The organism is Streptomyces sp. NPDC014995, from assembly GCF_043080745.1.
Taxonomy (GTDB): Bacteria; Actinomycetota; Actinomycetes; order Streptomycetales; family Streptomycetaceae; genus Streptomyces.
Genome location: NZ_JBIBVX010000020.1, coordinates 36,371 through 59,474 on the forward strand (window position 1 = coordinate 36,371; position 23,104 = coordinate 59,474).

Sequence of the window (23,104 nt, forward strand, 5' to 3'; positions counted from 1 at the left end):
AACCCCGAACCTGCCCGTAGGGGACTACCCGGACGACGCCGCGGGACGCGTCACGCCGGAACGATGTTCACCAGCTTCGGCGCCCGCACGATCACCTTGCGGATCCCGGCGCCGCCCAGCGCGTTGACGACGTTCCCGTCGGCCAGCGCGACCTTCTCCAGTTCCTCGTCGGAGATGGCCGGCGACACCTCCAGACGCGCCTTGACCTTGCCCTTCACCTGGACCACGCAGGTCACGGTCTCGTCGACGACGTACGCCGGGTCGGCGACCGGGAAGTCCTGGTGGACGACCGAGTCGGTGTGGCCCAGCCGGCGCCACAGCTCCTCGGCGATGTGCGGGGCCAGCGGCGCGACCAGCAGCACCAGCGCCTCGGCGACCGGCCGCGGCACGGGGCCGCCCGCCTTGGTCAGGTGGTTGTTCAGCTCGGTGATCTTGGCGATGGCGGTGTTGAACCGCATGCCCTCCAGGTCCCCGCGCACACCGTCGATCGCCTTGTGCAGCGCCCGCAGCGTGTCCTCGTCGGGCTCGGCGTCGACGACGGTGACCTGGCCGGTCGCCTCGTCGACGACATTGCGCCACAGCCGCTGCAGCAGGCGGAACTGGCCGACCACCGCGCGCGTGTCCCACGGCCGGGACACGTCCAGCGGACCCATCGCCATCTCGTACAGGCGCAGCGTGTCGGCGCCGTACTCGGCGCAGATCGACTCGGGAGTCACCGCGTTCTTCAGGGACTTGCCCATCTTGCCCAGCAGGCGGCTGACCTTCTCGCCCTGGTAGTAGTACGCGCCGTCGCGCTCCTCCACCTCGGCGGCCGGCACCGCGAAGCCCCGGCTGTCCCGGTAGACGAACGCCTGGATCATGCCCTGGTTGAACAGCTTGTGGAACGGCTCCGCGGAGGAGACGTGCCCCAGGTCGTACAGGACCTTGGACCAGAAGCGGGCGTACAGCAGGTGCAGCACGGCGTGCTCGGCGCCGCCGACGTACAGGTCGACGCCGCCGTGCGGCTGGCCGTCGCGCGGGCCCATCCAGTACTGCTCGATCTCCGGGTCGACCAGCTTCTCGCTGTTGTGCGGGTCCAGGTAGCGCAGCTCGTACCAGCAGGAACCCGCCCAGTTGGGCATGGTGTTGGTCTCACGCCGGTACTTCTTGGGCCCGTCGCCCAGGTCCAGGGTGACGTTGACCCAGTCCTCGTTGCGCGACAGCGGCGTCTCGGGCTGGGTGTTCGCGTCGTCCGGGTCGAAGGTGCGCGGCGAGTAGTCCTCGACCTCCGGCAGCTCCAGCGGCAGCATCGACTCGGGCAGCGCGTGGGCGATGCCGTCCTCGTCGTAGACGATCGGGAAGGGCTCGCCCCAGTAGCGCTGGCGGCTGAACAGCCAGTCCCGCAGGCGGAAGTTGACGGTGCCCTCGCCGACGCCGGACCGCTCCAGCCATTCGGTGATGCGCGCCTTGGCCTCGACGACGCCCAGTCCGTCCAGGGAGATCCGGTCGTTCGACGAGTTGATGATCTTCGCGTCGTACGATGCGAAGGCGTCCTCCCACGTCGAGGTGTCGGTACCCCGCCCGTCCGTCGGCTCGACGATGCAGTGGATCGGCAGTTCGAAGGCGCGCGCGAACTCGAAGTCGCGCTGGTCGCCGGCCGGGACGGCCATGATCGCGCCGGTGCCGTAGCCCATCAGGACGTAGTCGGCGATGAAGACGGGGATCGGCTCGCCGTTGACCGGGTTGGTGGCGTACGCGCCGATGAAGACACCGGTCTTGTCCTTGGCCTCGGCCTGGCGCTCGACGTCGGACTTCGAGGCGGCCTGCGCGCGGTACGCGGCGACGGCCTCGGCCGGGGTCGCGTGGCCGCCGGTCCAGACGTCGTGCGTGCCCTCGGGCCAGGCGGCCGGGGTGAACTTCTCGACCAGCGGGTGCTCGGGCGCCAGCACCATGTAGGTGGCGCCGAACAGGGTGTCGGGGCGGGTGGTGAAGACGGTGATGCGCTCGCCGTCGATCGGGAAGTCGACGCGGGCGCCCTCGGAGCGGCCGATCCAGTTGCGCTGCTGGAGCTTGATGGCCTCGGGCCAGTCCAGCGCGTCCAGGTCGTCCAGCAGCCGGTCGGCGTAGGCGGTGATGCGCATGTTCCACTGGCGCAGCTTGGCCTTGAAGACCGGGAAGTTGCCGCGCTCGGAGCGGCCGTCCGCGGTGACCTCCTCGTTGGCCAGCACGGTGCCCAGGCCGGGGCACCAGTTGACCGGCGCGTCGGAGGCGTACGCCAGGCGGAACTCGCCCAGGACGTCGGCGCGCTCGGCGGCGCTCAGCTCGCTCCACGCGCGCGTGTGCCCGGGTACGGGGCGCTCACCGGACTCGAACAGGGCGACCAGCTCGGCGATCGGGCGGGCCTTCCCCGCCTCGTCGTCGTACCAGGAGTTGAAGATCTGCAGGAAGATCCACTGGGTCCACTTGTAGTAGTCCGGGTCGATCGTGGCGAACGACCGGCGCTTGTCGTGGCCCAGGCCCAGCCGGCGCAGCTGGGACTTCATGTTGGTGATGGCGGCCTCGGTGGTGACCCGGGGGTGCTCACCGGTCTGCACGGCGTGCTGCTCGGCGGGCAGGCCGAAGGCGTCGAAGCCCAGGGTGTGCAGGACGTTGTGGCCGTTCATGCGCTGGAAGCGCGCGAAGACGTCGGTGGCGATGTAGCCCAGCGGGTGGCCGACGTGCAGGCCCGCACCCGAGGGGTACGGGAACATGTCCATGATGAACTTCTTGGGCTTGCCGACCTGCTCGGGATCGCCCGCCAGGTCGCCCTTCGGGTTCGGCGCCGCGTACGTGCCCTCGCTGTCCCAGACGTCCTGCCAGCGTGCCTCGATCTCGGCTGCCATGGCGGCCGTGTAGCGGTGCGGCGCGGCCACCTCGGCGGTGGCAGCGGGGTTCGTCTCGCTCATGATCCTCAAAGCTCCATCGATCGTCTCTGCCAGCGGCTGTCACACTCAAGAAACGAAAAATCCCCTCACACAGGAGGGGACGCCGCGCCGATTCCGAACCGTCCGGTTCACCGGCGTTCGGGACTGATCAGCGCGGCTCGCTAAGCAGAAGGCGTACGGCACGCATGGCCTCAGGGTACCGCAGCCCTTGAGTAAGCCGCGACGCGCTTCCGTATGCATGGTGGACACGGTGTCATCCGGCGCCGGCCCGACCAGAACCGAGCTCAGCTTGAACCTAAGTCAAGGATTACTTCGCGTAACAGCCGCTAAGGGACACCACACCAGTCACATTGTCCTTTGATAACAACGCAATAACTCAAACCTCGTACCCATCGGTATGGAGCCACTTAGAGTTCGGCAGCGGGACCGCTTTCCCGAACTGCTCGGAGTTGCCCCCATGAACCCTCGTCGTAGTAACAGCTCGCTCCCCCAGCCGGGCCGGTCGGCCTATGGGGTGGCGTCTGCTGTCGTCCTCATCCTCATACCCTTGGTGGTGCTGGTCGGAGGTGACCAGTTCCGCGAGTTCCTGAACTTCGGCGCGGGCGTGCTGTCCCTCGTCTCGCTCAGCTGCTCGGTGATCTGGGGCCTGGTCGCCCAGGACCGGATCTTCCTCAACACGCGCCAGCGGCTCATCGGCCAGGCCGTGCACCGGACGATGGCGGTCGCCTCGATCGCGTTCCTGCTGCTGCACATCACCACGAAGATCGCGCTGGACCACACCCAGCTCATCGGCGCGATCATCCCGTTCTCGCTCGGCATCACCGGCATCGGCGGCCTGATCGGCCTGGGCTCGCTGGCCGGCCTGCTGATGATCTTCGTGGGCATCACCGGCGCGCTGCGCAGCAGGTTCGCCTCCCCGGCCCCGGTCGCGGCCCGCTGGCGCGCCATGCACATGCTGGCCTACCCGGCCTGGTGCGCCGCGCTCGTGCACGGACTCTACGCGGGTCGCCAGGCCAAGCCGATCTTCGTGATCCTGTACGGCCTCTCCCTGCTGGGCGTCATGGCGGCCCTCGCGCTGCGCGCCGCTCCGCGCCCGGTCAAGCGCCAGGTGGCCGACCGTATCGCCGCCGTCCTGGGCAGCGAGGAGCCGACGGGCCGCGACGCGCTGGACGCGAGCCGCGCACGCATGGCGGAGGCCTCCTCCTCGCTGCCGGGCTACGAGAGCCGCTCGGGCCGGTCGTCGACGGCCGACACGATGAGCTCCACGCGCATGACGCCGCCGTCGTCCTCGCCCCTGTACGACACGCCCGCCGCACCGGAGCCCGCGAACGGCTTCGCCGCCGCCTACCGCGCCGTCTCCACGCCCCCGCGCGCGCAACAGCCGTTCGCGGCCGACCAGACCGCGCGCATGGACATGCCGTTCGACATGCAGGCGACGGAGGCGATCCCACGGGTCGACAGCGGCGGCAGTACGTCGGGCAGTTGGCCGATCCCCTCCCCGCCGCCGGTCGGCGAGGCACCCCCGTCGGCCTACGACCCGCTCCAGGACACGGGATTCAACATCCCCGTCTATGGCAATTCGGGCGCCGGCGGCTACGCCGGGAGTGATGTGTACGACACCGGTGAGACGAACCCCCCGTACGGCACGTACAACTCGAACGACACGTACAACAGCGGTCCCGCCAATGAACCATCGCCCGGCGCGTCGTTCGACGCACCGGGTTCGGGCGAACCTTGGAACACGCCTTCCGGAGGCTATAGGTGAACGAGGCCCTGCCCGACGTTCCAGAAGTCCGCGTGGTCGGCCTTCCGCAGCTCACGTCGGGCTTCGACCTTGTCGAAAGACTCGATCTGCCCATGCACCTGAAGGTGCATGGGCCGCTTGAGCCCATGGGCGGAGAGAAGCTCGCGCAGCTCTCCGAGCGCATCAACCTTCGGGGCCGCGGCGGCGCGGGTTTCCCCTTCCACAAGAAGCTCCGCTCGGTCGCCGACGCGGCGATCAAGCGCGGCGTGCGGCCGGTCGTCGTCGTCAACGGCAGTGAGGACGAGCCGGCCTGCCGCAAGGACACGGTGATGATCAACCGTGCCCCGCACCTCATCCTGGACGGCGCGCTGCTGGTCGCGGAGGCGCTGGGTGCCCGCACGCTCGTGGTGGGGGTCACCCGCGAATCGACCCAGCGCTCCATGGAGGCCGCGCTCGCCGAACGCGGCCTGAGCAACGGCCGCCGGTCGGCGCTGAAGGCGTTCGTCCAGCGCAACCCGATCCGCATGGTCACCGGCGCGGCCGCGTCGCTGATCCGCTCCATCGACGGCGGCCCGGCGATCCCGCCCGGCCGCAAGGTCAGCGCCTCGCAGAACGGCGTCGGCGGCGCCCCGACCCTGCTGTCCAACGCCGAGACCTTCGCCCAACTGGCCATCGCCGCCCGCATCGGCCCGGAGCGCTACGGCAACACCGGCCTGTACGACGAGCCCGGCACCGTCATGCTGACGGTCTCCGGCGCCGTAGCCCGCCCGATGGTGATCGAGGTCCCCACGGGCGTCCCGCTGCGCTACGTCCTGCAACTGGCCGGCGCCCCGCCGGTCCCGCAGGGCGTGCTGACCGGCGGTTACCACGGCAAGTGGATCGACGCCGCGACGGTCAACGAGGCGGTCGTCTCCCGCAACTCCCTGGACGCGGTGGGCGGTGCGCTCGGCGCGGGCGCGATCCTGCCGATCAGCCAGGAGACCTGCCCGCTGGGCGAGTCGCTGCGCGTGGCCCAGTGGCTGGCCGAGGAGAGCGCGGGACAGTGCGGCCCCTGCTACCTCGGCCTGCCGGCCGCCGCGCGCGGCATGGAGGACATCCTCAACGGCGGCGGCCCGGCCGCCCTGGAGGCGCTGAAGCAGGTCGCGAAGAACGTGAAGCGGCGCGGCGCCTGCTCGCACCCGGACGGCTCCGCGATGTTCCTGGAGTCGACCATCAAGGCGTTCACGGACGACCTGGCGGCCCACGTCCTCGGCAACGGCTGCGGACGGCCCGTGGAGGGCGTTCTGCCGCTCTTCGAGGGCGGCATGGCCCCGACGGGCATCGCGGGCGGTGGCGAGCCCGCGGACACCGGCGACAGCCGCCAGAAGATCTTCGTGGACTGGACCCTGTGCCGCGGCCACGGCCTGTGCGCGGACATCCTCCCGGAGGTATTCCAGCTCGGCGCCGACGGCTTCCCCACCGTCGCGCAGGCGAAGGTGCCGCGTTACGCGGAGGCGAAGGCGCTGCGCGCGGTGCGCCGCTGTCCGGCGCTGGCGTTGCGGATCGAGGAGGACACGCGCGGGAAGGAGCCCTCCCGCAACCTGCCGGTCCTCTCCCAGGGCCGCGGCCGCCGCGCCCTGGGCCGCTAGCCGGTACGACATCGGGGGCCGCCGCGGAAACAGGCGGCCCCCCACAGTGACGGCCATTCCTGCGTCCGAGCACGACAAAAGATCCCGCCGGATCATTCCGATCCGGCGGGATCTGCTTGTGGAGCTAAGGAGAATTGAACTCCTGACCTCCTGCATGCCATGCAGGCGCTCTACCAACTGAGCTATAGCCCCTCGCGGCGTCCGCCCGGTTTCCCTGGCGGCGACGCCAACATTACACGGTCCAGGGGGTGGACCACCAAATCGTTTCCGTTCCGTCCGGATTCGGCCCGCATGTCACGCGAGGTCAGGTCACGTCATGCGGTGACGAACGAATAGAACCTCTTGAGCGTGCAGTGCTCCTCGAGGAGCCGACCGTAGATCGGCTCGCCCTCCAGTTCACGGTACGTCTCGATCGGGTCGCCCTTTATGATCAGCGCCCGCGCGCATTCCTCGCACCAGTACTGGTAGTCCGGGTTGACCGGCTCCATGTCGCGGACGATCGGGGTGCCACTGCCGCACCAGTCGCACTTTCGCCTGTGTGCACCCATCGATCAGCTCCAGCTGTGGCCGCAGGCCGTGCACACGTAGGAGATCCCGCCGTTGTCCCCGAGGACTTGGGCCACGAACGCGGAACCGCAGGAAGGGCAGCTGAGCCGGGTGGCCGTTTCCCGTGTCAACGCTGCTTCGGAGAGGTGGCCGACCTCTCCGAGGATGCTCGCAGGCATCGCTACTCCCTCCCGTCGGGCCGCGCCCCCTTCCGGCCGTTTGATTCTGCCACGGCCGGGCCAATACGGTCAGCGACGCCTTAGTACCAGTCCGGACACGGCACCCGGCGCGGCTGTCGCAGCGAGCGCGAACATGCATGTGAGAAGCGCTTCCGAAGAGGTATACGCCTCCGGAACCCCAAGTGACTCAAGCCGGTTCAGGAACAGTGTGCCGGAGACGGACACACCGATCAGCTGTCCGAGCCGCGTGACCGTGGCGAGCGGCCCGCCGGCGTCCGCGGCGTCCTCGGGGCGTACGGCGGCCGGCGCCGGGGTGAGCGTCGGGCCGAAGGCGAGCGCGAGCCCGACGCCCGCGCCGGCGTACGCGCCGTACAGCCAGGCGCCGCCGTGGTCACCGCCCCTGAACGCCAGGCCCACCGCGGCCACGGGCAGCGTGGTGAGCGTGAACCCTGCCGGGGTCAGGGGCCGTTGCCGGGCGGCGGGCCAGGTGCGCCAGGTCGGGCCGACCGCACCGAGGACGATCGGGGTCGGCGCGAAGGTCGGGCCGGCGCGCAGCGCGCTGTCGCCGAGGCCCCCTGGACGTGCAGGGCGAGCACGAGCAGGAAGCCGCCGTTGACCGCCATGACGGCCGTGATGCACAGGACGGCGAGGCCCATGTCGGGGTGGCGCAGCACACGGGACGCGATCAGCGGGGCGCCGCCGCGGGCGATGCGGGACTAGTAGCCGCAGAACGGGGCGAACAGGAGCGCGCGCCGGCCGCCGGCGACAGCCAGGACCACAGTGGCCAGTCCTCCTCCTGCCCGAGCACCGGCGGCACGGTGACCCAGGACACGGCCGCCGGTGAGCAGCACCGGGCCGGGCCCGTCCAGGCCGCGCGCCCGTTCCCGCTCCGCGCAAGCCGGAAGGCGATCAGCTCGGCGCCGGCCTGCGCCGGCCCGCAGGCGAGCGCGGCGGCGGAGAAGAGGGCGAGGCTCACCAGGTGGACCCGGCCGTGGCCGAGCCGGTCGCCGAGCCGTGCGTCGGTGATCAGCGGTACGCAGTACGTGATGGCGTGGCCGGCGACGACCAGTTGGAGGCCGGCGCCGGAGGCGTGCGGGTCGGAACCGATCGTGGGTGCCGCGACGTTCGCGAGGAAGACGTCGAACAGTGCCGTGAACTGGGCGGCGAGCACGACCGAGAGCAGCCTCCGGGACCGATTGTCAGTGCCGGGGTCTTTACTGGCGGCAGGAGTTGGCACGGGTGGGAGGGGCGCGGGATCCGGACTCGTCCGGGGTGTCCTCGTCAGGCGGAACTTCCGGGGTGTCCTCGTCAGGCGGAACTGCTGCGGGGCAATGAAAAGATCCCGCCCCCTGGGGGACGGGATCTTCTCCAACCGATCTTTGACAACTGCACAGAGTGTCGATCAGTGGAGCTAAGGAGAATTGAACTCCTGACCTCCTGCATGCCATGCAGGCGCTCTACCAACTGAGCTATAGCCCCTCGCGTTCTTCCCGCTCGGCGGGGCGAACAAGAAGAACTTTAGCCTGCGACCTGCCGGAAAGTGAAATCCGGGTCCCGGGCCGCCCCGGGACGCTCGGTCCGGTGCTCAGTCGTCGTCGCCGAGCACCGGCTGGGGCAGGGTGCCGGCGTTGTGTTCGAGGAGGCGCCAGCCTCGGGCGCCCTCGCCGAGGACGGACCAGCAGCAGTTGGAGAGGCCGCCGAGGCTCTCCCAGTTGTGGGCCTCCAGGCCGAGGAGACGGCCGATGGTGGTGCGGATGGTGCCACCGTGGCTGACGACGACGAGTGTGCCGTCCTCCGGGAGCTTCTCGGCGTGCCGCAGGACGACGGGAGCGGCGCGGTCGGCGACCTCGGTCTCCAGTTCGCCGCCGCCGCGGCGGACCGGCTCGCCGCGCTTCCACGCGGCGTACTCGTCGCCGTACCGGGCGACGATCTCCTCGTGTGTCAGGCCCTGCCACGCGCCCGCGTACGTCTCCCGCAGGCCCTCGTCGTGGGCGACCTCCAGGCCGGTGAGCGCGGCGAGCTCGGCGGCCGTGTTCGCGGCCCGCGACAGGTCCGACGCGACGATCGCGTCGGGCCCGAGGGAGGCGAGCAGCCGGGCGGCCCGGCGGGCCTGGGCCACACCGGTCTCGGTCAGCTGGACGTCCGTGGTGCCCTGGAAGCGGCGCTCCACGTTCCACGAGGTCTGACCGTGCCGCCAGAGGATGACACGGCGGCCGCGGCTCGGCGTGCGGCCGGCCGCGGCCTGGGAGGGGGCGCTCACCGCAGGTCCCCGAAACCGGTGGTGTCCTCCTCGGCCTGCAGCTTGGCGTGCTCCGCGGCCTTGCCGCGAGTGGCCTTGGCGTCGTCGGGCAGGTCCAGCTCGGGGCAGTCCTTCCACAGCCGCTCCAGGGCGTAGAAGACACGCTCCTCGCTGTGCTGGACGTGCACGACGATGTCGACGTAGTCGAGCAGGACCCAGCGGGCCTCGCGGTCGCCCTCGCGGCGCACCGGCTTGGCGCCGAGCTCCTTCAGCAGGCGCTCCTCGACCTCGTCGACGATCGACTTGACCTGGCGGTCGTTGGGGGCGGAGGCCAGCAGGAAGGCGTCCGTGATCGACAGCACGTCGCTGACGTCGTAGGCGATGATGTCGTGCGCGAGCTTGTCGGCGGCCGCCTGGGCGGCGGTGTTGATGAGCTCGAGAGATCGGTTGGTGGCGGTCACTACATGGCTTTCCGTCGGCGGTCGTTTGACCTCAAGGGTCTCACGGACCGCCGACGGCACCCCATGTCATTGACGGATCACTCGCCGGTGGCGGCCGGCACCGGGCCGTTCAGGACGACGAAGGCTCGTAGTCCTGGCCCAGGACGACCGCGACGTCCGCGTTGGCGGCGACCGTCCCCTTCTTCACGGCGCTGGTGGGCAGGCCCAGGGTCTTGGCGACCTCGGTGGCGTTCTCCTTCTCTGCGGCGTCCGCGTAGAGCACCTTGGACGCGGACTGCGTACCGGACGGCGCGCCGCCCTCCAGGAAGGTGAAGCCGCCGTTGAGGAGCACCACGCGCGCGTCCTCGGTGTGGGCCTTGACGCCGCTGGCGTTCTGGACGGAGACGCTGACGGCCGCGTCCTTGTCGGGGCTCTTCGCGGCGCCGCCGAGCACGTCCTTGACCACGCTCGCGCCGGCCTGGGCGCTGAGCGTGCCGTCGGCCTGGACGGGCAGCAGGGCGGTCTTGTAGTCGCCGCCCTTGGCGAGGTCGGCGAGCTTGGCGAGGAAGGCGCCGAGGTCCTTGTCGGTGAGCGAGGGGTCGAGGATCTGGGCCAGGGTCTGGACGGTGACCGTGGCGCCCTGCGCGTCGGAGGACACCTTGCGCAGCACGCCCTGCATGACCTGGCCGAACCGCTCCAGCTGGGCGTTCTGGGCCTCGCCCTCGGCGCGGTAGGTGGCGTAGGCGACGGCCATCCTGCCGCTGAGGGTCTGGTCCTCGCCCTTGCTGACGAGGGGGGCCTGCCCCTTCTTCGTGGCGTCCGGGTCGGGGACGTCGGTGTCGGTGTCGACCTCGATGGTGCCGACGAGGTCGACGAGGTTCTGAAGATAGGGGGTGTCCAGCCGCCAGGTGCCCTCGATGTCGGTGCCGAGGACGGTGTCCAGCGCCTCACGCGTGCCGGCGGAGCCGTCGTCGTCGACGGACTTGGCGAGGGTGGTCGTGGTGCCGTCGTCGGTGGTGACGACGAGGGAGTTGGGCAGCAGGACGGTGGTGCCCTGCTTGGTGGTGGTGTTGTCGACCAGCAGCACCGTGGAGGTGCCGCCCTGGGCGGTGTCGTGCAGGTGGACGACGATCACGTCGCGCTTCTGGGCGGCACTGGCGGTCGTGGTGCCGGTCGCCTTGGAGTCCGACGAGGACAGACCGGGCAGCTTCCCCGCGTACCAGAGGTAGCCCACACCGCCGACCGCGGTCAGGGCGAGGACCACGACCAGGGCGACGAGGCGGCTGCGGGCACGGCGCTTGGCCTCCTCGCGGCGCTCGGTGCGGTTCTCGGTGAAGTTCAGCCAGTCGATGACGTCCTCGGAGTCCGCGTCGGGCTCCTCGACGAACGCGAACTGCTCGGTGTGGTACTCCCGTCGGGGCCGGGCGGAGTCGTCCGGGTCCGCCGTCGTCGTCTCCTCGGCGGCCGGTCCGGCCTGCTGGGGGATGTAGGCGGTCTGCTCGGCGACGCGGGGCTGCTGCCCGCTGGTGGCGGTCTGCCCGTAGGGGTCGTACGGGGCGGCGCTCCGGGCGCCACCCTGCGGGGCGTACGCGCCGGTGCCGTAGGCATCGTGGGCCGGGGGCTGCTGACCGGTGCCGTAGGGGTCGTGGACCGGCGCCTGCTGACCGGTGTCGTACGGGTCGTAGGCGGGCGTCTGCTGCTGCCCGGTCTGCCCGGACGTGGCGTACGGGTCGTAGCCGTAGCCCTGCTGCTGCCCGTACGAGTCGTACGCCTGTTGCGGGGCCTGCTGTTGCGGGACCTGCCGGTACACCGGCTGCCCGTATTCGTCGTAGCCGACGAGCTCGTAGGGGGTCTCCCCGTAGGGCGCGTCGTATCGGTCGTTCACCGGTACCCCTCTCGGCTCACTCGCCGCGGTACAGCTCGCGCTTGTCGATGTAGCGCACGACACCGTCCGGCACCAGATACCAGATGGGGTCGCCCTTGGCGACTCTCGCGCGGCAGTCCGTGGAGGAAATGGCCAGGGCGGGGACCTCGACGAGGGAGACGCCGCCCTCCGGGAGTCCGGGGTCGTTGAGGTGGTGCCCCGGCCGGGTGACCCCGATGAAGTGCGCGAGGGAGAACAGCTCCTCGCTGTCCCGCCAGGTGAGGATCTGGGCGAGCGCGTCGGCACCGGTGATGAAGAAGAGGTCGGTGTCGGGGTTGAGGGCCCGTAGGTCGCGCAGGGTGTCCACGGTGTAGGTGGGGCCGCCGCGGTCGATGTCGATGCGGCTGACCGAGAACTGCGGGTTCTCGGCGGTCGCGATCACCGTCATCAGGTAGCGGTCCTCGGCCGGGGAGACCCTGCGGTGGCTCTTCTGCCAGGGCTCGCCCGTGGGAACGAACACGACCTCGTCCAGGTGGAACTGCGCGGCGACCTCACTGGCCGCCACGAGGTGCCCGTGGTGGATCGGATCGAACGTCCCGCCCATGACGCCGAGGCGGCGCTTGCCGTGGTTCGACGGGCCGGTAGGCATGTCCTGCTCTCCCATGCGTGCAGACCCTACCGGCCCGGCCTGAGGGCACCGGCCGACGGATGCCCGGAGCGCCCCGGTATGGACAAGGTGTGCCTCAGCGGTCGCGGTTGAAGCGGGTCGTGATCCACAGCAGCAGCATCAGGATCAGGAACGCGGCACCACCGGTCACCAGCGGGCTCAGGCTCTCGTGGTTGCCACCGTGCTCCTCGCCCTCGGCGGCGAGGGTGACCAACTGGGCAGCGGCGCTGTGGAAGCTCATCTTCGGCAGGACCTATCCGGTGTGGGCGGGATAAAGACGTCGGCCCATCGTAAGCGGGCGCCCCATCACCCATCACCCCGACTCCACCGTTACCCCTCACGCACCCACGGCGCCGCCCCCACCGTGAAGGAGGCCGGCTGTGTCCCGGCGACGGGTCGGCGAAGGCCGGGGAACCTTCCCGACCGCTCAGTCGTCCTTCCGCTTGTAGCCCCGCAGCAGGAACCAGGCGGTCAGTGCGCAGCCCAGGATCATCACGATCAGGACGATCCGGAGCAGGTTCCCCGCCCCTTGCTGCTGGGCGGCGCCGGCGGCCTGGGTGAGCCAGACCGCTGCGGGGTTGTGCTCCATGGCGCGGGACTCCTTCGGTGTAGTGCCCGTCCACCGTAACTCCGCCTAGGCTGGGTCCTGCTTCGGGGGCGCAAAGGGCTGCACAAGGGTCCGCAAAGGACCTGACATACGAGGGCCACCAACACGCACATGGGGGAAGACATGTCCGACGACGGCCACGAGCAGACGAGCCACGAGAACGTGCCCAGCAGGCAGCGCAAGCGCTTCCCGGGCATCTCCTCGCGTGCGTACGAACACCCGGCCGACCGTTCCGCGCTGGTCGCGCTGCGCAAGCTGAGCGGCTTCGACACCGTCTTCAAGGCGCTCAGCGGGCTGTTGCCCGAGCGGAGCCTGAGGCTGCTGTTCCTGTCCGACTCGGTCCGCGTCTCGGACCAGCAGTTCGCCCACCTCAACGACATGTTGCGGGACGCCTGTTACATCCTGGACCTGGAGAAGGTCCCGCCGATGTACGTCAACCAGGACCCGCAGCCCAACGCGATGTGCATCGGCCTGGACGAGCCGATCATCGTCGTCACCACCGGCCTCGTCGAGCTGCTCGACGAGGAGGAGATGCGGGCCGTCATCGGGCACGAGGTGGGGCACGCGCTGTCCGGCCACTCCGTCTACCGGACCATCCTGCTGTTCCTGACCAGTCTCGCCCTCAGGGTCGCCTGGATCCCGCTCGGCAACCTCGCGATCATGGCGATCGTGACCGCCCTGCGCGAGTGGTTCCGCAAGTCGGAGCTGTCCGCCGACCGCGCCGGGCTGCTCGTCGGCCAGGACCTGAAGGCCTCGATGCGCGGCCTGATGAAGATCGCCGGCGGAAACCACCTGCACGAGATGAACGTGGACGCGTTCCTCCAGCAGGCCGAGGAGTACGAGGCCGGCGGCGACCTGCGCGACTCCGTGCTGAAGATCCTCAACGTGCTGCCCCGTTCCCACCCCTTCACCACCGTGCGCGCGGCCGAGCTGAAGAAGTGGGCCGAGTCCCGGGACTACCAGCGGATCCTGGACGGCCACTACCCGCGGCGCACCGAGGACAAGGACACCTCGGTCAGCGGCTCCTTCCGCGAGTCGGCGTCGCACTACGCCGACCACGTCAAGAGCTCCAAGGACCCGCTGATGAAGCTGGTCACCGACATAGCGGGCGGGGCGGGCGACCTGGGCGGCCGGGTCCGCCGCGGCTTCGACGGCTTCACGAGCTCCGCGCCGCCGAAGGACCGCCCGACGGACACACCCCCGCGCGACGAGGACTGACCCAGCGCTCCACACCGCCCGGCCCGCATCACCCGGACCGGTGCGAGCGGACCCCGCCTGCCCCCGTCCCACCCCACCTGGTGCAGACAGCCGACCTGCACCACCCGTCCCTCACCACCCGGTGCGCTCAGCCCGGCCCGCACCACCCGGTGCGGGCAACCCGGCCCTTAGCGACCGGCCCCCGGCCCGTACCGACCAGCCTCCGCCCCTGCCCCCGCCCCCTGCCCGTGCCGACCGCCCGCGCTCGCCCTCTCGCCCTCACCGCACCGGACCAGCTGATACGCGCCCGGGGCAGCCACTACCCACCAGGGTCGGGTCGGCCGCTGCCGGGCCGGGTCGGGCCGGCCGGGGTCACACCTTCGGCTGCGCACTCCCCGCCAGCGACCCGCACAGCGCCGTCGCCCCGCCGGTCGCGTACGGGTCCGTGCCGGCCGGGCCGCCCTCCTTGGCGGTCTGGCCGGCGAGCAGCGGCCGCAGATGGTTCGTGGAGTCCTCGGCGCAGGACAGCGGTCCGGCCTGGACGTAGGAGACGATCAGCTGGGTCTGTCGCATCCGCAGGTCGTCGCGGTCGAAGCGGAACTGCAGCTCACGGCGGACGGTGAACAGCGAGGCCGGCGTCCTGGCGTCGGCGCCGGGCGACCGTAGGGCGTACACGAAGGTGTGGTCGGCGGTGACCTCGAGGGTGGAGGAGTCGGCCTCGGCGGCCTGCAGCGTGCCGTGGACGCGGATCCTGCGGTCGGCCAGCTCGGCCCGGGCGGGGTCGAAGCGCACCAGCCACCCGGTCGGCGCGTGCCGCCCGTCCGCCGCCGGGTGGGCGAAGCTCTCGTCGAACTGGTCGATCTGGTCGGGGTCGATCAGCACCCGCACGGGGCGCACCTGCTGCCCGGTGAGCACCTCCGGGTAGAGGGAGGAGCGCACGATGTACTCCTTGGCGGTGGTCAGGGCGGTGACGACCTGGCTGTCGGAGAAGTGCGCGGTGCGCCGGGACGCGGGCAGCGGGATGCCCTCGGCACCGATGCGGTAGTGCGCGGCGGGGCTGTGCGCGTACAGGTACTCGGGGTCGGCCGTGCCGGGCACGGCGCCCTGCGGGGCGAGCGGGATGACGGTCATCCGCAGGGGTTCCACGGGCCGGCGGGCGGACGGGTTCTGGTAGGGGTGGCGGACGCCCATGAAGAGTGCGGTGCCGAAGGCGAGGGCGATCAGGACGACGAGGACGAGCGCCTGCCGGGGCAGGCCGCGGCGCAGGGGCGGGCGGCGGCGGACGGCGGGGGCGTGATCGGCGATGCGTTCCTCGGCGGAGTACTCCTGGAGGCGGGCAGCACGAACGAACGATTCGTCGAAGACGACGGATCGGTACTCGTCCTCTCCTCCACCGGGAGCTCCCTCGGGTGTCCCCTCCGGTGGGTCTCCGGGCCCGCCCATACTTTCAGGGTAGGTCGCGCGGAGCGCGGGTAAACGCTGTGCCGGCCCGCAACTTCTGACAGGTCCTCATCCACCGGAGAGGCCACCTGGGAGCCCTTTTCCCGGCCGCCGTGCCGCCCGTGCTCAGGGCGTGCGCGGGACCGCCGAGACGGGTGGCCGGGAGTGGTCGGTGGACGCGGACGGGGTGAGTCCGCTCCCCTGCCCGAGCCCGGTCGAGGCGGGCAGCGGCACCTGGTCCCGGCTGCTGCCGGAGGAGGCACCGCGGTAGACGGCCGCGAAGGCCAGCACGACCATGCCGACGCCCATCACCAGGGCGAGCATCCAGGCGACGGGACGGTGCCAGCGGACCTGCTTGCCGTAGGTCCCGAAGCTGCCGTAGCGGCGGTCCCAGGCGTCGGTGTCGTCGCTGTCGTCCAGGTCGTCGTAGTCCGGATCATGGCCGAAATCGCCGGGGCCGTCGGGACCGTACGGGTCGTCGTAGCGGTCGCCGCGGGCGCGGGCGCGGCGGGCTTCGGCCTCGGAGGCCTCGGCTCTCGCCTGCGCGGCGGCCAGGAGGCGTTCCACGGCGGTCGGCTCGTGCACCACGGCCGCCTGTACGAAGGCCTCGTCGAAGACCACGGAGGCGAACTCTTCGTCCGACACCCCGCGGTCGTGGTCGTCGTCGGGCTCCCAGCCGTCAGGGAACGGCGTGCCCCCCACGTCCTCCGGCACGGATCCAGAGTAGACCTGGGGGGTCATTTTGGGCAGACGGTATGGAAATTCATCCGCCTGATGAGACGCCTCCCACGGCCCTTGCGCGCGCCCCCGCCGGGCGCCGCACGCCCCCCGTCAGCGGCGTACGTGCCCGTCGCCCGTGACGATGTACTTGGTGCTGGTCAGCTCCGGCAGGCCCATGGGGCCGCGGGCGTGCAGCTTCTGGGTGGAGATGCCGATCTCCGCGCCGAAGCCGAACTGGCCGCCGTCCGTGAAGCGGGTGGAGGCGTTCACGGCGACCGTGGTCGAGTCGACCAGCTGGGTGAAGCGGCGGGCGGCCTGCTGGGAGGTGGTCACGATGGCCTCGGTGTGGCCGGAGGTCCACAGCCGGATGTGCTCGACGGCCTTGTCGAGCGAGTCGACGACCGCCGCCGCGATGTCGTACGACAGGTACTCCGTCTCCCAGTCCTCGGGCGTGGCCTCGACGACGGTGGCCTTGGAGTCCGCGGCGTACGCCAGTACGCGCTCGTCGGCGTGGACGGTGACGCCGGCGTCGGCGAGGGCGTCCAGGGCGCGGGGCAGGAACTCGGGGGCGATGTCCTGGTGGACCAGGAGGGTCTCGGCGGCGTTGCAGACGCTGACCCGCTGGGCCTTGGAGTTGATCAGGATCTCGATGGCCATGTCGATGTCGGCCTGGGCGTCGACGTAGACGTGGCAGTTGCCGGTGCCGGTCTCGATCACCGGAACGGTGGACTCGGCGACGACCGTCCTGATGAGGGAGGCGCCGCCGCGCGGGATCAGTACGTCGACGAGACCGCGGGCGCGCATCAGCTCGCGCACGCTCTCGCGGCTCTCCCCCGGTACGAGCTGGACGGCGTCGGCGGGCAGCCCGGCACCGCCGACGGCGTCACGGATCACCCGGACGAGGGCGGTGTTCGACGCGTAGGCGGAGCCCGAGCCGCGCAGCAGTACGGCGTTGCCGGACTTCAGGCACAGTGCCGCGGCGTCCACCGTGACGTTCGGGCGGGCCTCGTAGATGATGCCGACGACGCCGAGCGGGACGCGGACCTGCCGCAGGTCGATGCCGTTGGGGAGGGCCGAGCCGCGCACGACCTCACCGACGGGGTCGGGCAGCGCGACGACGTCCCGCACGTCGGAGGCGATGGCCCGCACCCGCTCCGGGGTGAGCGTCAGCCGGTCGACGATGGCCTCGCTGGTGCCGGCCTCGCGGGCCTTGGCGATGTCCTTGGCGTTGGCCTCGACGATCTCGCTCGCACGGACCTCCAGCGCGTCCGCGATGGCGAGCAGCGCGTCGTCCTTGGCGGCCCGGGGCAGCGGCGCGAGGTCGGCGGCGGCTGCCTTGGCGCGGTAGGCGGCCTGGGTGACCGGGGACAGGGCGTCGTACGGCGAGAGCGTGGTCATACGGGAAGGGTAGTGCGCGGCGCGGGCCCGTCCATCGGCTGTTCCACACCCCGAGACGCGCGGGACGCGGGCCGAGACGGCTGCACGGATCACCGGGACGACGACTGAGGAGACAGGGTCAAAAGGGGTGAACTCCGACAGGGGTCGCCGGCGACGGGCCGAAGCCCTCGGCGAGGCGCTGGTGGTAGGTCTGACGGTCGATGACCTCCAGGCCGACGATCTCCCAGGGCGGCAGTCCCGCGGTCTGGCGGTGCTCGCCCCACAGGCGCAGGGCGACGGCGGCCGCGTCGTGCAGGTCGCGGGCCTCCTCCCAGTAGCGGATCTCCGCGTGGTCGACGGCGTAGCGACTGGTCAGGAGGAAGGGGTGGTCGTGGGCGAGCTGCTCGAGGGCGCGGCGCAGTTCCTTCAGGTCGGCGTCCTCGCCGGAGACGCTCAGGGTGACGTGCCACAGGCGGGGCAGGTCCTCGGGCCGGGGGCCCTCCGGTCCGTCGCCCTGCGGTGCCCGGTACCGCTCGCCCGCCGCCACGCTCGTCAGGGCACGCTCCTCGCCGGCCGCCCGCGAGGACGGCTTGCCGGCGAAGGAGGCCGCACCCGACGACGCCCTACCGGACGACGCCACGGCGGGGGACTCCGTACCGGACGGCATCGCACCGGAGGCCGCCGTACCAGAGGTGCCAGAGGACGTCGTGCCGGAGGACGCCGTGCCTGCCGAGGACGTCCTGGCGGCCCCGTCGGTACTCCCACGGGCCGCTGCCACCCCAGGGCGCACTCGTCTCACGACGGCCTCCTTTACGCAGCGCTCGTGCGGAATGTGTCCCAGAGACAAAGTTGAGCAGGCGGCAGGGCTCCGTGGGGCGGTTTCACGGAACGTCCCCCACCGGTACGGATCGTTCGAGCGGGTCCGGGAGCGGTCGTTCGACTCGGCTCAGGGGTGCAGGATCACCAGATCGTCCCGGTGGACGACCTCCCGCTCGTACTCCGCGCCCAGCTCGCGCGCCAGTTCGCGGGTGGAGCGGCCGATCAGCTGCGGGATCTCCTTGGCGTCGAAGTTGACGAGGCCGCGGGCCACCGCGTGCCCCCGGCCGTCGCGCAGCTCGACGGGGTCGCCCGCGCTGAAGTCGCCCTCGACGCCGGCGATTCCGGCCGGCAGCAGCGACGTGCGCCGCTCGACGACCGCCCGGACCGCCCCGTCGTCCAGGGTGAGCGAGCCCTGCGGGGTGGAGGCGTGCTGGAGCCAGAGCAGCCGGTCGGCGGAGCGCCGGCCGGTGGAGTGGAAGTAGGTGCCGGTGTCGCCGCCGGAGAGGGCGTCGGCCGCGTGCACGGCGCTGGTGAGGACCACGGGGATGCCGGCGGCGGCCGCGATCCGGGCGGCCTCGACCTTCGTGACCATGCCACCGGTGCCGACGCCCGCCTTGCCGGCGCTGCCGATCTCGATCCCCGCCAGGTCGCCGGGCCCGCGCACCTCCGGGATCCGCGAGGTCCCCGGCTTGCCGGGGTCGCCGTCGTACACGCCGTCCACGTCGGACAGCAGCACGAGCAGGTCGGCGTGGACGAGGTGGGCGACGAGGGCGGCGAGCCGGTCGTTGTCGCCGAAGCGGATCTCGTCCGTGGCGACGGTGTCGTTCTCGTTGACAATCGGGAAGGCACCCATCGCCAGCAGCTTGTCGAGGGTGCGCGAGGCGTTGCGGTGGTGGGCGCGGCGGCTCATGTCGTCGGAGGTCAGGAGCACCTGGCCGACACGGACGCCGTAGCGGGCGAAGGAGGCGGTGTAGCGGGCCACGAGCAGGCCCTGGCCGACGCTGGCGGCTGCCTGCTGGCGGGCGAGGTCCTTGGGCCGGCGGCGCAGGCCCAGCGGGGCGAGGCCGGCCGCGATGGCGCCGGAGGAGACGAGGACGATCTCCTTCTCTCCCCCGCTGCGGCTCTTGGCGAGGACGTCGACGAGTGCGTCGACCCGGTCGGCGTCCAGCCCGCCCGAGGCGGTGGTCAGCGACGAGGAGCCCACCTTGACGACGATCCTGCGGGCCTCGCGTACGGCCTGCCTTGCCCCTGCCACCTTGTCCTTCGTCCCCTCGCCTAGTCACGCCTGCCCCTCAGGCAATCTACGCGAAGGGGGTCGCCGGCCGCCCCTGGGTTCCACTCCCCGGAACGATCACGTACAGTAGGCATTCGCTTACCGTTTGCGTACGGCAAAAAGGTTGTAGGGGTTCCCCGTGGAACTTGAAGAGAGTCAAAATTTATTTTGAAGTTTCGGTCACCTAAAGTTCGCTCTGTGAAGCGCATACTCCTCCGATCGGGGAAGGGCCCCTTCGACGTCATTCCCGTCGAGGAAGCCCTCCACCGCGACGTGATCGCCACCAATTCCGGCAATCTGATCTTCAGTGACGCCGCCCACAAGATCCTCACGACGCCGAACGTCGAGGTCTTCTCGAACGGGATGCGGACCGACGTCGGCGCGGCCGGGCGGATCAACGAGGAGTACGACGCCTTCGTCGTGCCTCTCGCCAACGCCTTCCGGCCGTCCTTCGAGGCCGCGCTGCAGCGGCTGACCCGGCTCATCGGCAAGCTGAAGATCCCGGTCGTGGTGCTGGGTGTCGGCGCGCAGACCGGGGTGACCTACGACCCGGCGCGGCTGAAGCCCATGGAGCCGACCGTGCGCGCCTTCTGCGCGGCGGTGCTGGAGCACAGCGCGACCATCGGCGTGCGCGGTGAGTTCACCGAGAAGTACCTCAACGACATGGGCTTCAAGGACGTCGAGGTCATCGGCTGCCCGTCGATGTTCATGTACGGCGACCAGCTCCCCATCGAGAAGCGGGCGGCGGCGCTGACCGCGGACTCGCGGGTGGCGGTCAACGGCTCGCACACCGCGGTGCGCGGCGGGGGCCTGCACAGGATCATCACCCGGGCGCACGCGCAGTACCCGAACCTGCGCTACATCGGCCAGAACCTCACCGACGCCAAGCAGTTGCACTGGCGGGACGTGAACTCCCCGGCCGGCCGCATCACCGAGATGCCGACCCACCCCGACCACCCGATGTACCGGGAGGACAAGGTCCGCGTGTACATCGATCCGGTCACCTGGATCGACGACCTGCGGGACTTCGACTACTCGTTCGGCTCGCGCATCCACGGCAACATCGCGGCGCTGCTGGCGGGCACGCCCGCGACCGTGCTGGCCTTCGACTCGCGCACGCTGGAGCTGTGCCGCTACTTCGAGATCCCGCACCGGCTGCTCAACGAGGTGCCCGCGGAGCTCGACCCGGCCGAGCTGTACGAGGAGGCCGACTTCGGCCCCCTGAGCGGCAACCACAAGGAGCGTTTCGACCGCTTCACGGCGTTCCTGGACAAGAACGGTCTGGAGAACACCTTCACGCACGGCGACGGGGGCGAGGCCTTCGAGAAGAAGCTGCGGTCGCTGACCTTCCCGGCGGGCGTGCGCCCGTGGAACGACGTCGACCTGACCTCCGTGACGAGCCGGTTCGGGTGGCTCCAGCAGCGCATCGCCGAACTGGACAGCGCGAACGCGCAGTTGAAGCGGGAGCTGACCAAGTCCAAGGTCAGCGCCAAGGCGGCGGCCGCCAAGGCCGCCCTTCCGACGCCGTCGATCTACCGCCGCGCACGGCGTGTGGTGGGGGGACCGCTGCGACGGGCACTGAAGCCGACGAAGTAGCTCCGCGGGACGCTCACGCGGGGGCGCGCCGTAGGGGTTGCCGGCCGTCGCCGCGTGCGCGGCGCCCGCGCGGCGGAACGCCATGGGAGTTGCGGCCGTCGCCGGGTGCGGGAGGTGCGGGACACGCACGCGGCGGTACGCCGTGGGGGTGCCGGCCGTCCGCATGCGCGGCCCCCGCGCGGCGGCCCGCCATAGGAGTTGCCGGCCGTCGCAACGTGCGAGGCGCCCACGCGGCGGTACGCCGCAGGAGTTGCCGCCCGTCGCCGGGGCCACGGCGTGCGTGGCTTGTCACGCCCACGCGGGCGGAGCCGCGTATCGCTGCGGCCCCCGCGCCCCTGGGTCGGCAGGCTCACGTCGGCCGCGGCGCCCCGGCCGACCGGCCCACGCCCACCACACCGCCCAGGTAGGCCCGCCTCACGCCGCCGTACGCCTCCCGCCTCACACCCGGCAGGCCCGCGCCCGCACACCCCGTCGGCCGTCTCACACCGTCGTGGCGCTCCTCGGTGTCACCCGGTGCTGGGACAGCAGCCTGCGCAGCTTCCGGGTCGCCCGTCGGAGGAAGGACTCGGTCGGGCCCTTGCGCCAGCCCGGGTACGCCTTCGCCTCGCGGGGTTCGGCGAGGTAGACGCGGTCGGGTATGCCGGCCCCCGTGGACCGGAAGTGGGGGTAGGCGAGGTAGAGGCGGGTGCCGCGCTTCTCCAGGACGGGAGCGGGCTCCTGCTTGGCCTTGATGAACTCGAGGACGTCCGCGAGGAGATCGGCGCGCTGCTGGGCCACCAGGTGCAGGCGCAGCCGTTCGTGGACCCTGAGGCGGTGGGCGACGCCCTCGTTCCAGTAGGTCTCCATCAGCGGTTGGGCCAGCTCCATCTTGGTACGCCGGATCTCCTCGTCGTTCCGCAGGAACACCGGCCCGAACTGCGGCAGGAGCGTGATGAGGAAGGGGCGGACCATGAGCGTGTCCCGCTTGGCGCCGGGCGGGAGCATCCGTGCGATCAGCTCCATCAGGGCGCGCGCGGAGTCGAAGCGCAGGGTGTAACTCCCGCTCTTCGTCACGTGCTTGCCGTCCGTACGGCCCACCAGGTAGTAGCAGGTGTAGTCGGCAAGCACGGAGACGCCGTCGGCCCGCAGATAGGCCTCCATCGTGAACAGCGCGTCCTCGCCGGTCCACAGGGACTCGTCGAAGCGCATGCCGTGCCGCTCCAGCATCGCCCGGCGGAACAGCTTCTGCGCGCTGAGCGTGAACTTGATGTTGGAGGAGAAGACGTCCGTGCGGTCGAGGGTCTTGTTCCACATCGACCGGGGCGGCTTGCGGTTGACGCCCTCGACGCGGCCGAGGACGACGTCCGTGCCGTTGCGGTCGGCCATGGCGACCATGCGTTCCAGGGCCTCGGGGCCGAGCCGGTCGTCGGCGTCGAGGAAGAAGACGTAGCGGCCGGTGGCCTTGGCGAGGCCGACGTTGCGGGGGCCGCTGGGGCCGCCGGAGTTCTCCTGGTGGATGACCGTGACCGCCATGGGGGCGCGGGCGGCGAACTCCTCCAGGCAGTCGCCGGTGCCGTCCCGGGAGCCGTCGTCGACCGCGATGACCTCGATGCGCGCCGGATCCATCGACTGCGCCTCGACCGACGCCAGGCACTCGATCAGGTAGGGCATGGCTTCGTAGGCACCGATGATCACGCTGACATCAGGCTCGGCCAGGGTCACTTGTCCCCCTCATAACGCACGCTTACCCCTTAGTCAATAGTCCGACAACCCGATAGACGGGTGATTAAGGAGAGGGGTTGCTTCCGTTACCTCCGCACCTGCATGTGTGCCGCGTCACAGCGAACGGAAACGGCTCGGCCCCCGGAGATCACTCTCCGGGGGCC

At 71.0% G+C, this 23,104-nt stretch carries 19 protein-coding genes, 2 tRNA genes and 1 pseudogene; 4 read left to right on the forward strand and 18 right to left on the reverse strand.

The features are described 5' to 3' along the window. Positions 1-50: 50 nt before the first annotated feature. The gene (gene leuS / locus ACF1A1_RS32925; RefSeq protein ID WP_392004799.1) at positions 51-2,924 is read right to left on the reverse strand and encodes a leucine--tRNA ligase; all 2,874 of its coding nucleotides are present in this window, start codon (positions 2,922-2,924) and stop codon (positions 51-53) included. A 436-nt stretch (positions 2,925-3,360) separates the two neighbouring features. On the opposite strand from leuS, the gene ACF1A1_RS32930 reads away from it, so the two are divergent. Together ACF1A1_RS32930 and ACF1A1_RS32935 are read left to right on the forward strand one after the other, a co-directional pair. Further along, entirely contained in the window at positions 3,361-4,668 is a 1,308-nt protein-coding gene (locus ACF1A1_RS32930) for a cytochrome b/b6 domain-containing protein (RefSeq protein ID WP_392004801.1), read from the forward strand. Next, complete coding sequence (locus ACF1A1_RS32935; protein ID WP_392004802.1) at positions 4,665-6,275, forward strand: NADH-ubiquinone oxidoreductase-F iron-sulfur binding region domain-containing protein; 1,611 nt, start codon at positions 4,665-4,667, stop codon at positions 6,273-6,275. Before ACF1A1_RS32930 ends, ACF1A1_RS32935 begins: the two co-directional genes overlap by 4 nt. A 119-nt stretch (positions 6,276-6,394) precedes the next feature. On the opposite strand, the gene ACF1A1_RS32940 is transcribed toward ACF1A1_RS32935, so the two are convergent. From ACF1A1_RS32940 to ACF1A1_RS32990, 11 genes and pseudogenes are all read right to left on the reverse strand, one after another. Beyond that, positions 6,395-6,467: transfer RNA gene (locus ACF1A1_RS32940), tRNA-Ala, on the reverse strand. A gap of 122 nt (positions 6,468-6,589) precedes the next feature. Next, positions 6,590-6,823 carry a hypothetical protein gene (locus tag ACF1A1_RS32945; protein ID WP_003976229.1) on the reverse strand — a complete coding sequence of 78 codons (234 nt, stop codon included), beginning with the start codon at positions 6,821-6,823 and terminating at the stop codon, positions 6,590-6,592. 3 nt (positions 6,824-6,826) lie between these two features. After that, complete coding sequence (locus tag ACF1A1_RS32950; protein ID WP_360340904.1) at positions 6,827-7,000, reverse strand: hypothetical protein; 174 nt, start codon at positions 6,998-7,000, stop codon at positions 6,827-6,829. A gap of 69 nt (positions 7,001-7,069) precedes the next feature. Beyond that, positions 7,070-8,171, reverse strand: a pseudogene (locus tag ACF1A1_RS32955) (MFS transporter). A 235-nt stretch (positions 8,172-8,406) separates the two neighbouring features. Beyond that, positions 8,407-8,479, reverse strand: a tRNA-Ala gene (locus ACF1A1_RS32960). Positions 8,480-8,585: 106 nt separating this feature from the next. Continuing rightward, the gene (locus tag ACF1A1_RS32965; protein ID WP_392004804.1) at positions 8,586-9,260 is read right to left on the reverse strand and encodes a histidine phosphatase family protein; all 675 of its coding nucleotides are present in this window, start codon (positions 9,258-9,260) and stop codon (positions 8,586-8,588) included. Further along, on the reverse strand, positions 9,257-9,700 hold the full coding sequence (gene rsfS, locus ACF1A1_RS32970; RefSeq protein ID WP_392004806.1) for a ribosome silencing factor: 444 nt from the start codon (positions 9,698-9,700) through the stop codon (positions 9,257-9,259). The genes ACF1A1_RS32965 and rsfS overlap by 4 nt, the downstream gene beginning before the upstream one ends. Positions 9,701-9,809: 109 nt before the next feature. Beyond that, on the reverse strand, positions 9,810-11,564 hold the full coding sequence (locus ACF1A1_RS32975) for an LCP family protein (RefSeq protein ID WP_392004808.1): 1,755 nt from the start codon (positions 11,562-11,564) through the stop codon (positions 9,810-9,812). A gap of 16 nt (positions 11,565-11,580) precedes the next feature. Beyond that, entirely contained in the window at positions 11,581-12,207 is a 627-nt protein-coding gene (gene nadD, locus ACF1A1_RS32980) for a nicotinate-nucleotide adenylyltransferase (RefSeq protein WP_392004810.1), read from the reverse strand. Positions 12,208-12,286: 79 nt separating this feature from the next. After that, on the reverse strand, positions 12,287-12,451 hold the full coding sequence (locus ACF1A1_RS32985; protein ID WP_383249839.1) for a hypothetical protein: 165 nt from the start codon (positions 12,449-12,451) through the stop codon (positions 12,287-12,289). Between the two features lie 186 nt (positions 12,452-12,637). Then, on the reverse strand, positions 12,638-12,799 hold the full coding sequence (locus ACF1A1_RS32990; protein WP_392004812.1) for a hypothetical protein: 162 nt from the start codon (positions 12,797-12,799) through the stop codon (positions 12,638-12,640). Between the two features lie 141 nt (positions 12,800-12,940). Between ACF1A1_RS32990 and ACF1A1_RS32995 the strand changes: the two genes are divergently transcribed. Then, complete coding sequence (locus tag ACF1A1_RS32995) at positions 12,941-14,035, forward strand: M48 family metallopeptidase (RefSeq protein ID WP_392004814.1); 1,095 nt, start codon at positions 12,941-12,943, stop codon at positions 14,033-14,035. A gap of 351 nt (positions 14,036-14,386) precedes the next feature. On the opposite strand, the gene ACF1A1_RS33000 is transcribed toward ACF1A1_RS32995, so the two are convergent. The 5 genes from ACF1A1_RS33000 to proB form a co-directional block, all read right to left on the reverse strand. Next, positions 14,387-15,457, reverse strand: coding sequence for a hypothetical protein (locus ACF1A1_RS33000; RefSeq protein WP_392004816.1), 1,071 nt, complete (start codon positions 15,455-15,457; stop codon positions 14,387-14,389). 123 nt (positions 15,458-15,580) lie between these two features. Next, a complete protein-coding gene (locus ACF1A1_RS33005) occupies positions 15,581-16,195 on the reverse strand; it encodes a hypothetical protein (protein ID WP_392004818.1) in 615 nt (204 codons plus the stop codon). A gap of 90 nt (positions 16,196-16,285) precedes the next feature. Beyond that, positions 16,286-17,572 (reverse strand): glutamate-5-semialdehyde dehydrogenase, encoded by a 1,287-nt coding sequence (locus tag ACF1A1_RS33010; protein WP_392004820.1) that lies wholly within the window; start codon positions 17,570-17,572, stop codon positions 16,286-16,288. Positions 17,573-17,690: 118 nt separating this feature from the next. Next, positions 17,691-18,218, reverse strand: coding sequence for a hypothetical protein (locus ACF1A1_RS33015; protein WP_392004822.1), 528 nt, complete (start codon positions 18,216-18,218; stop codon positions 17,691-17,693). Positions 18,219-18,497: 279 nt separating this feature from the next. Next, positions 18,498-19,625, reverse strand: coding sequence for a glutamate 5-kinase (gene proB / locus ACF1A1_RS33020; protein ID WP_392004824.1), 1,128 nt, complete (start codon positions 19,623-19,625; stop codon positions 18,498-18,500). A 216-nt stretch (positions 19,626-19,841) separates the two neighbouring features. Between proB and ACF1A1_RS33025 the strand changes: the two genes are divergently transcribed. Next, a complete protein-coding gene (locus ACF1A1_RS33025; RefSeq protein ID WP_392004826.1) occupies positions 19,842-21,239 on the forward strand; it encodes a polysaccharide pyruvyl transferase family protein in 1,398 nt (465 codons plus the stop codon). A 480-nt stretch (positions 21,240-21,719) separates the two neighbouring features. Here the strand turns inward: ACF1A1_RS33025 and ACF1A1_RS33030 are convergent, their stop codons facing one another. Next, on the reverse strand, positions 21,720-22,940 hold the full coding sequence (locus ACF1A1_RS33030) for a glycosyltransferase family 2 protein (RefSeq protein WP_392004828.1): 1,221 nt from the start codon (positions 22,938-22,940) through the stop codon (positions 21,720-21,722). Positions 22,941-23,104: the final 164 nt, after the last annotated feature.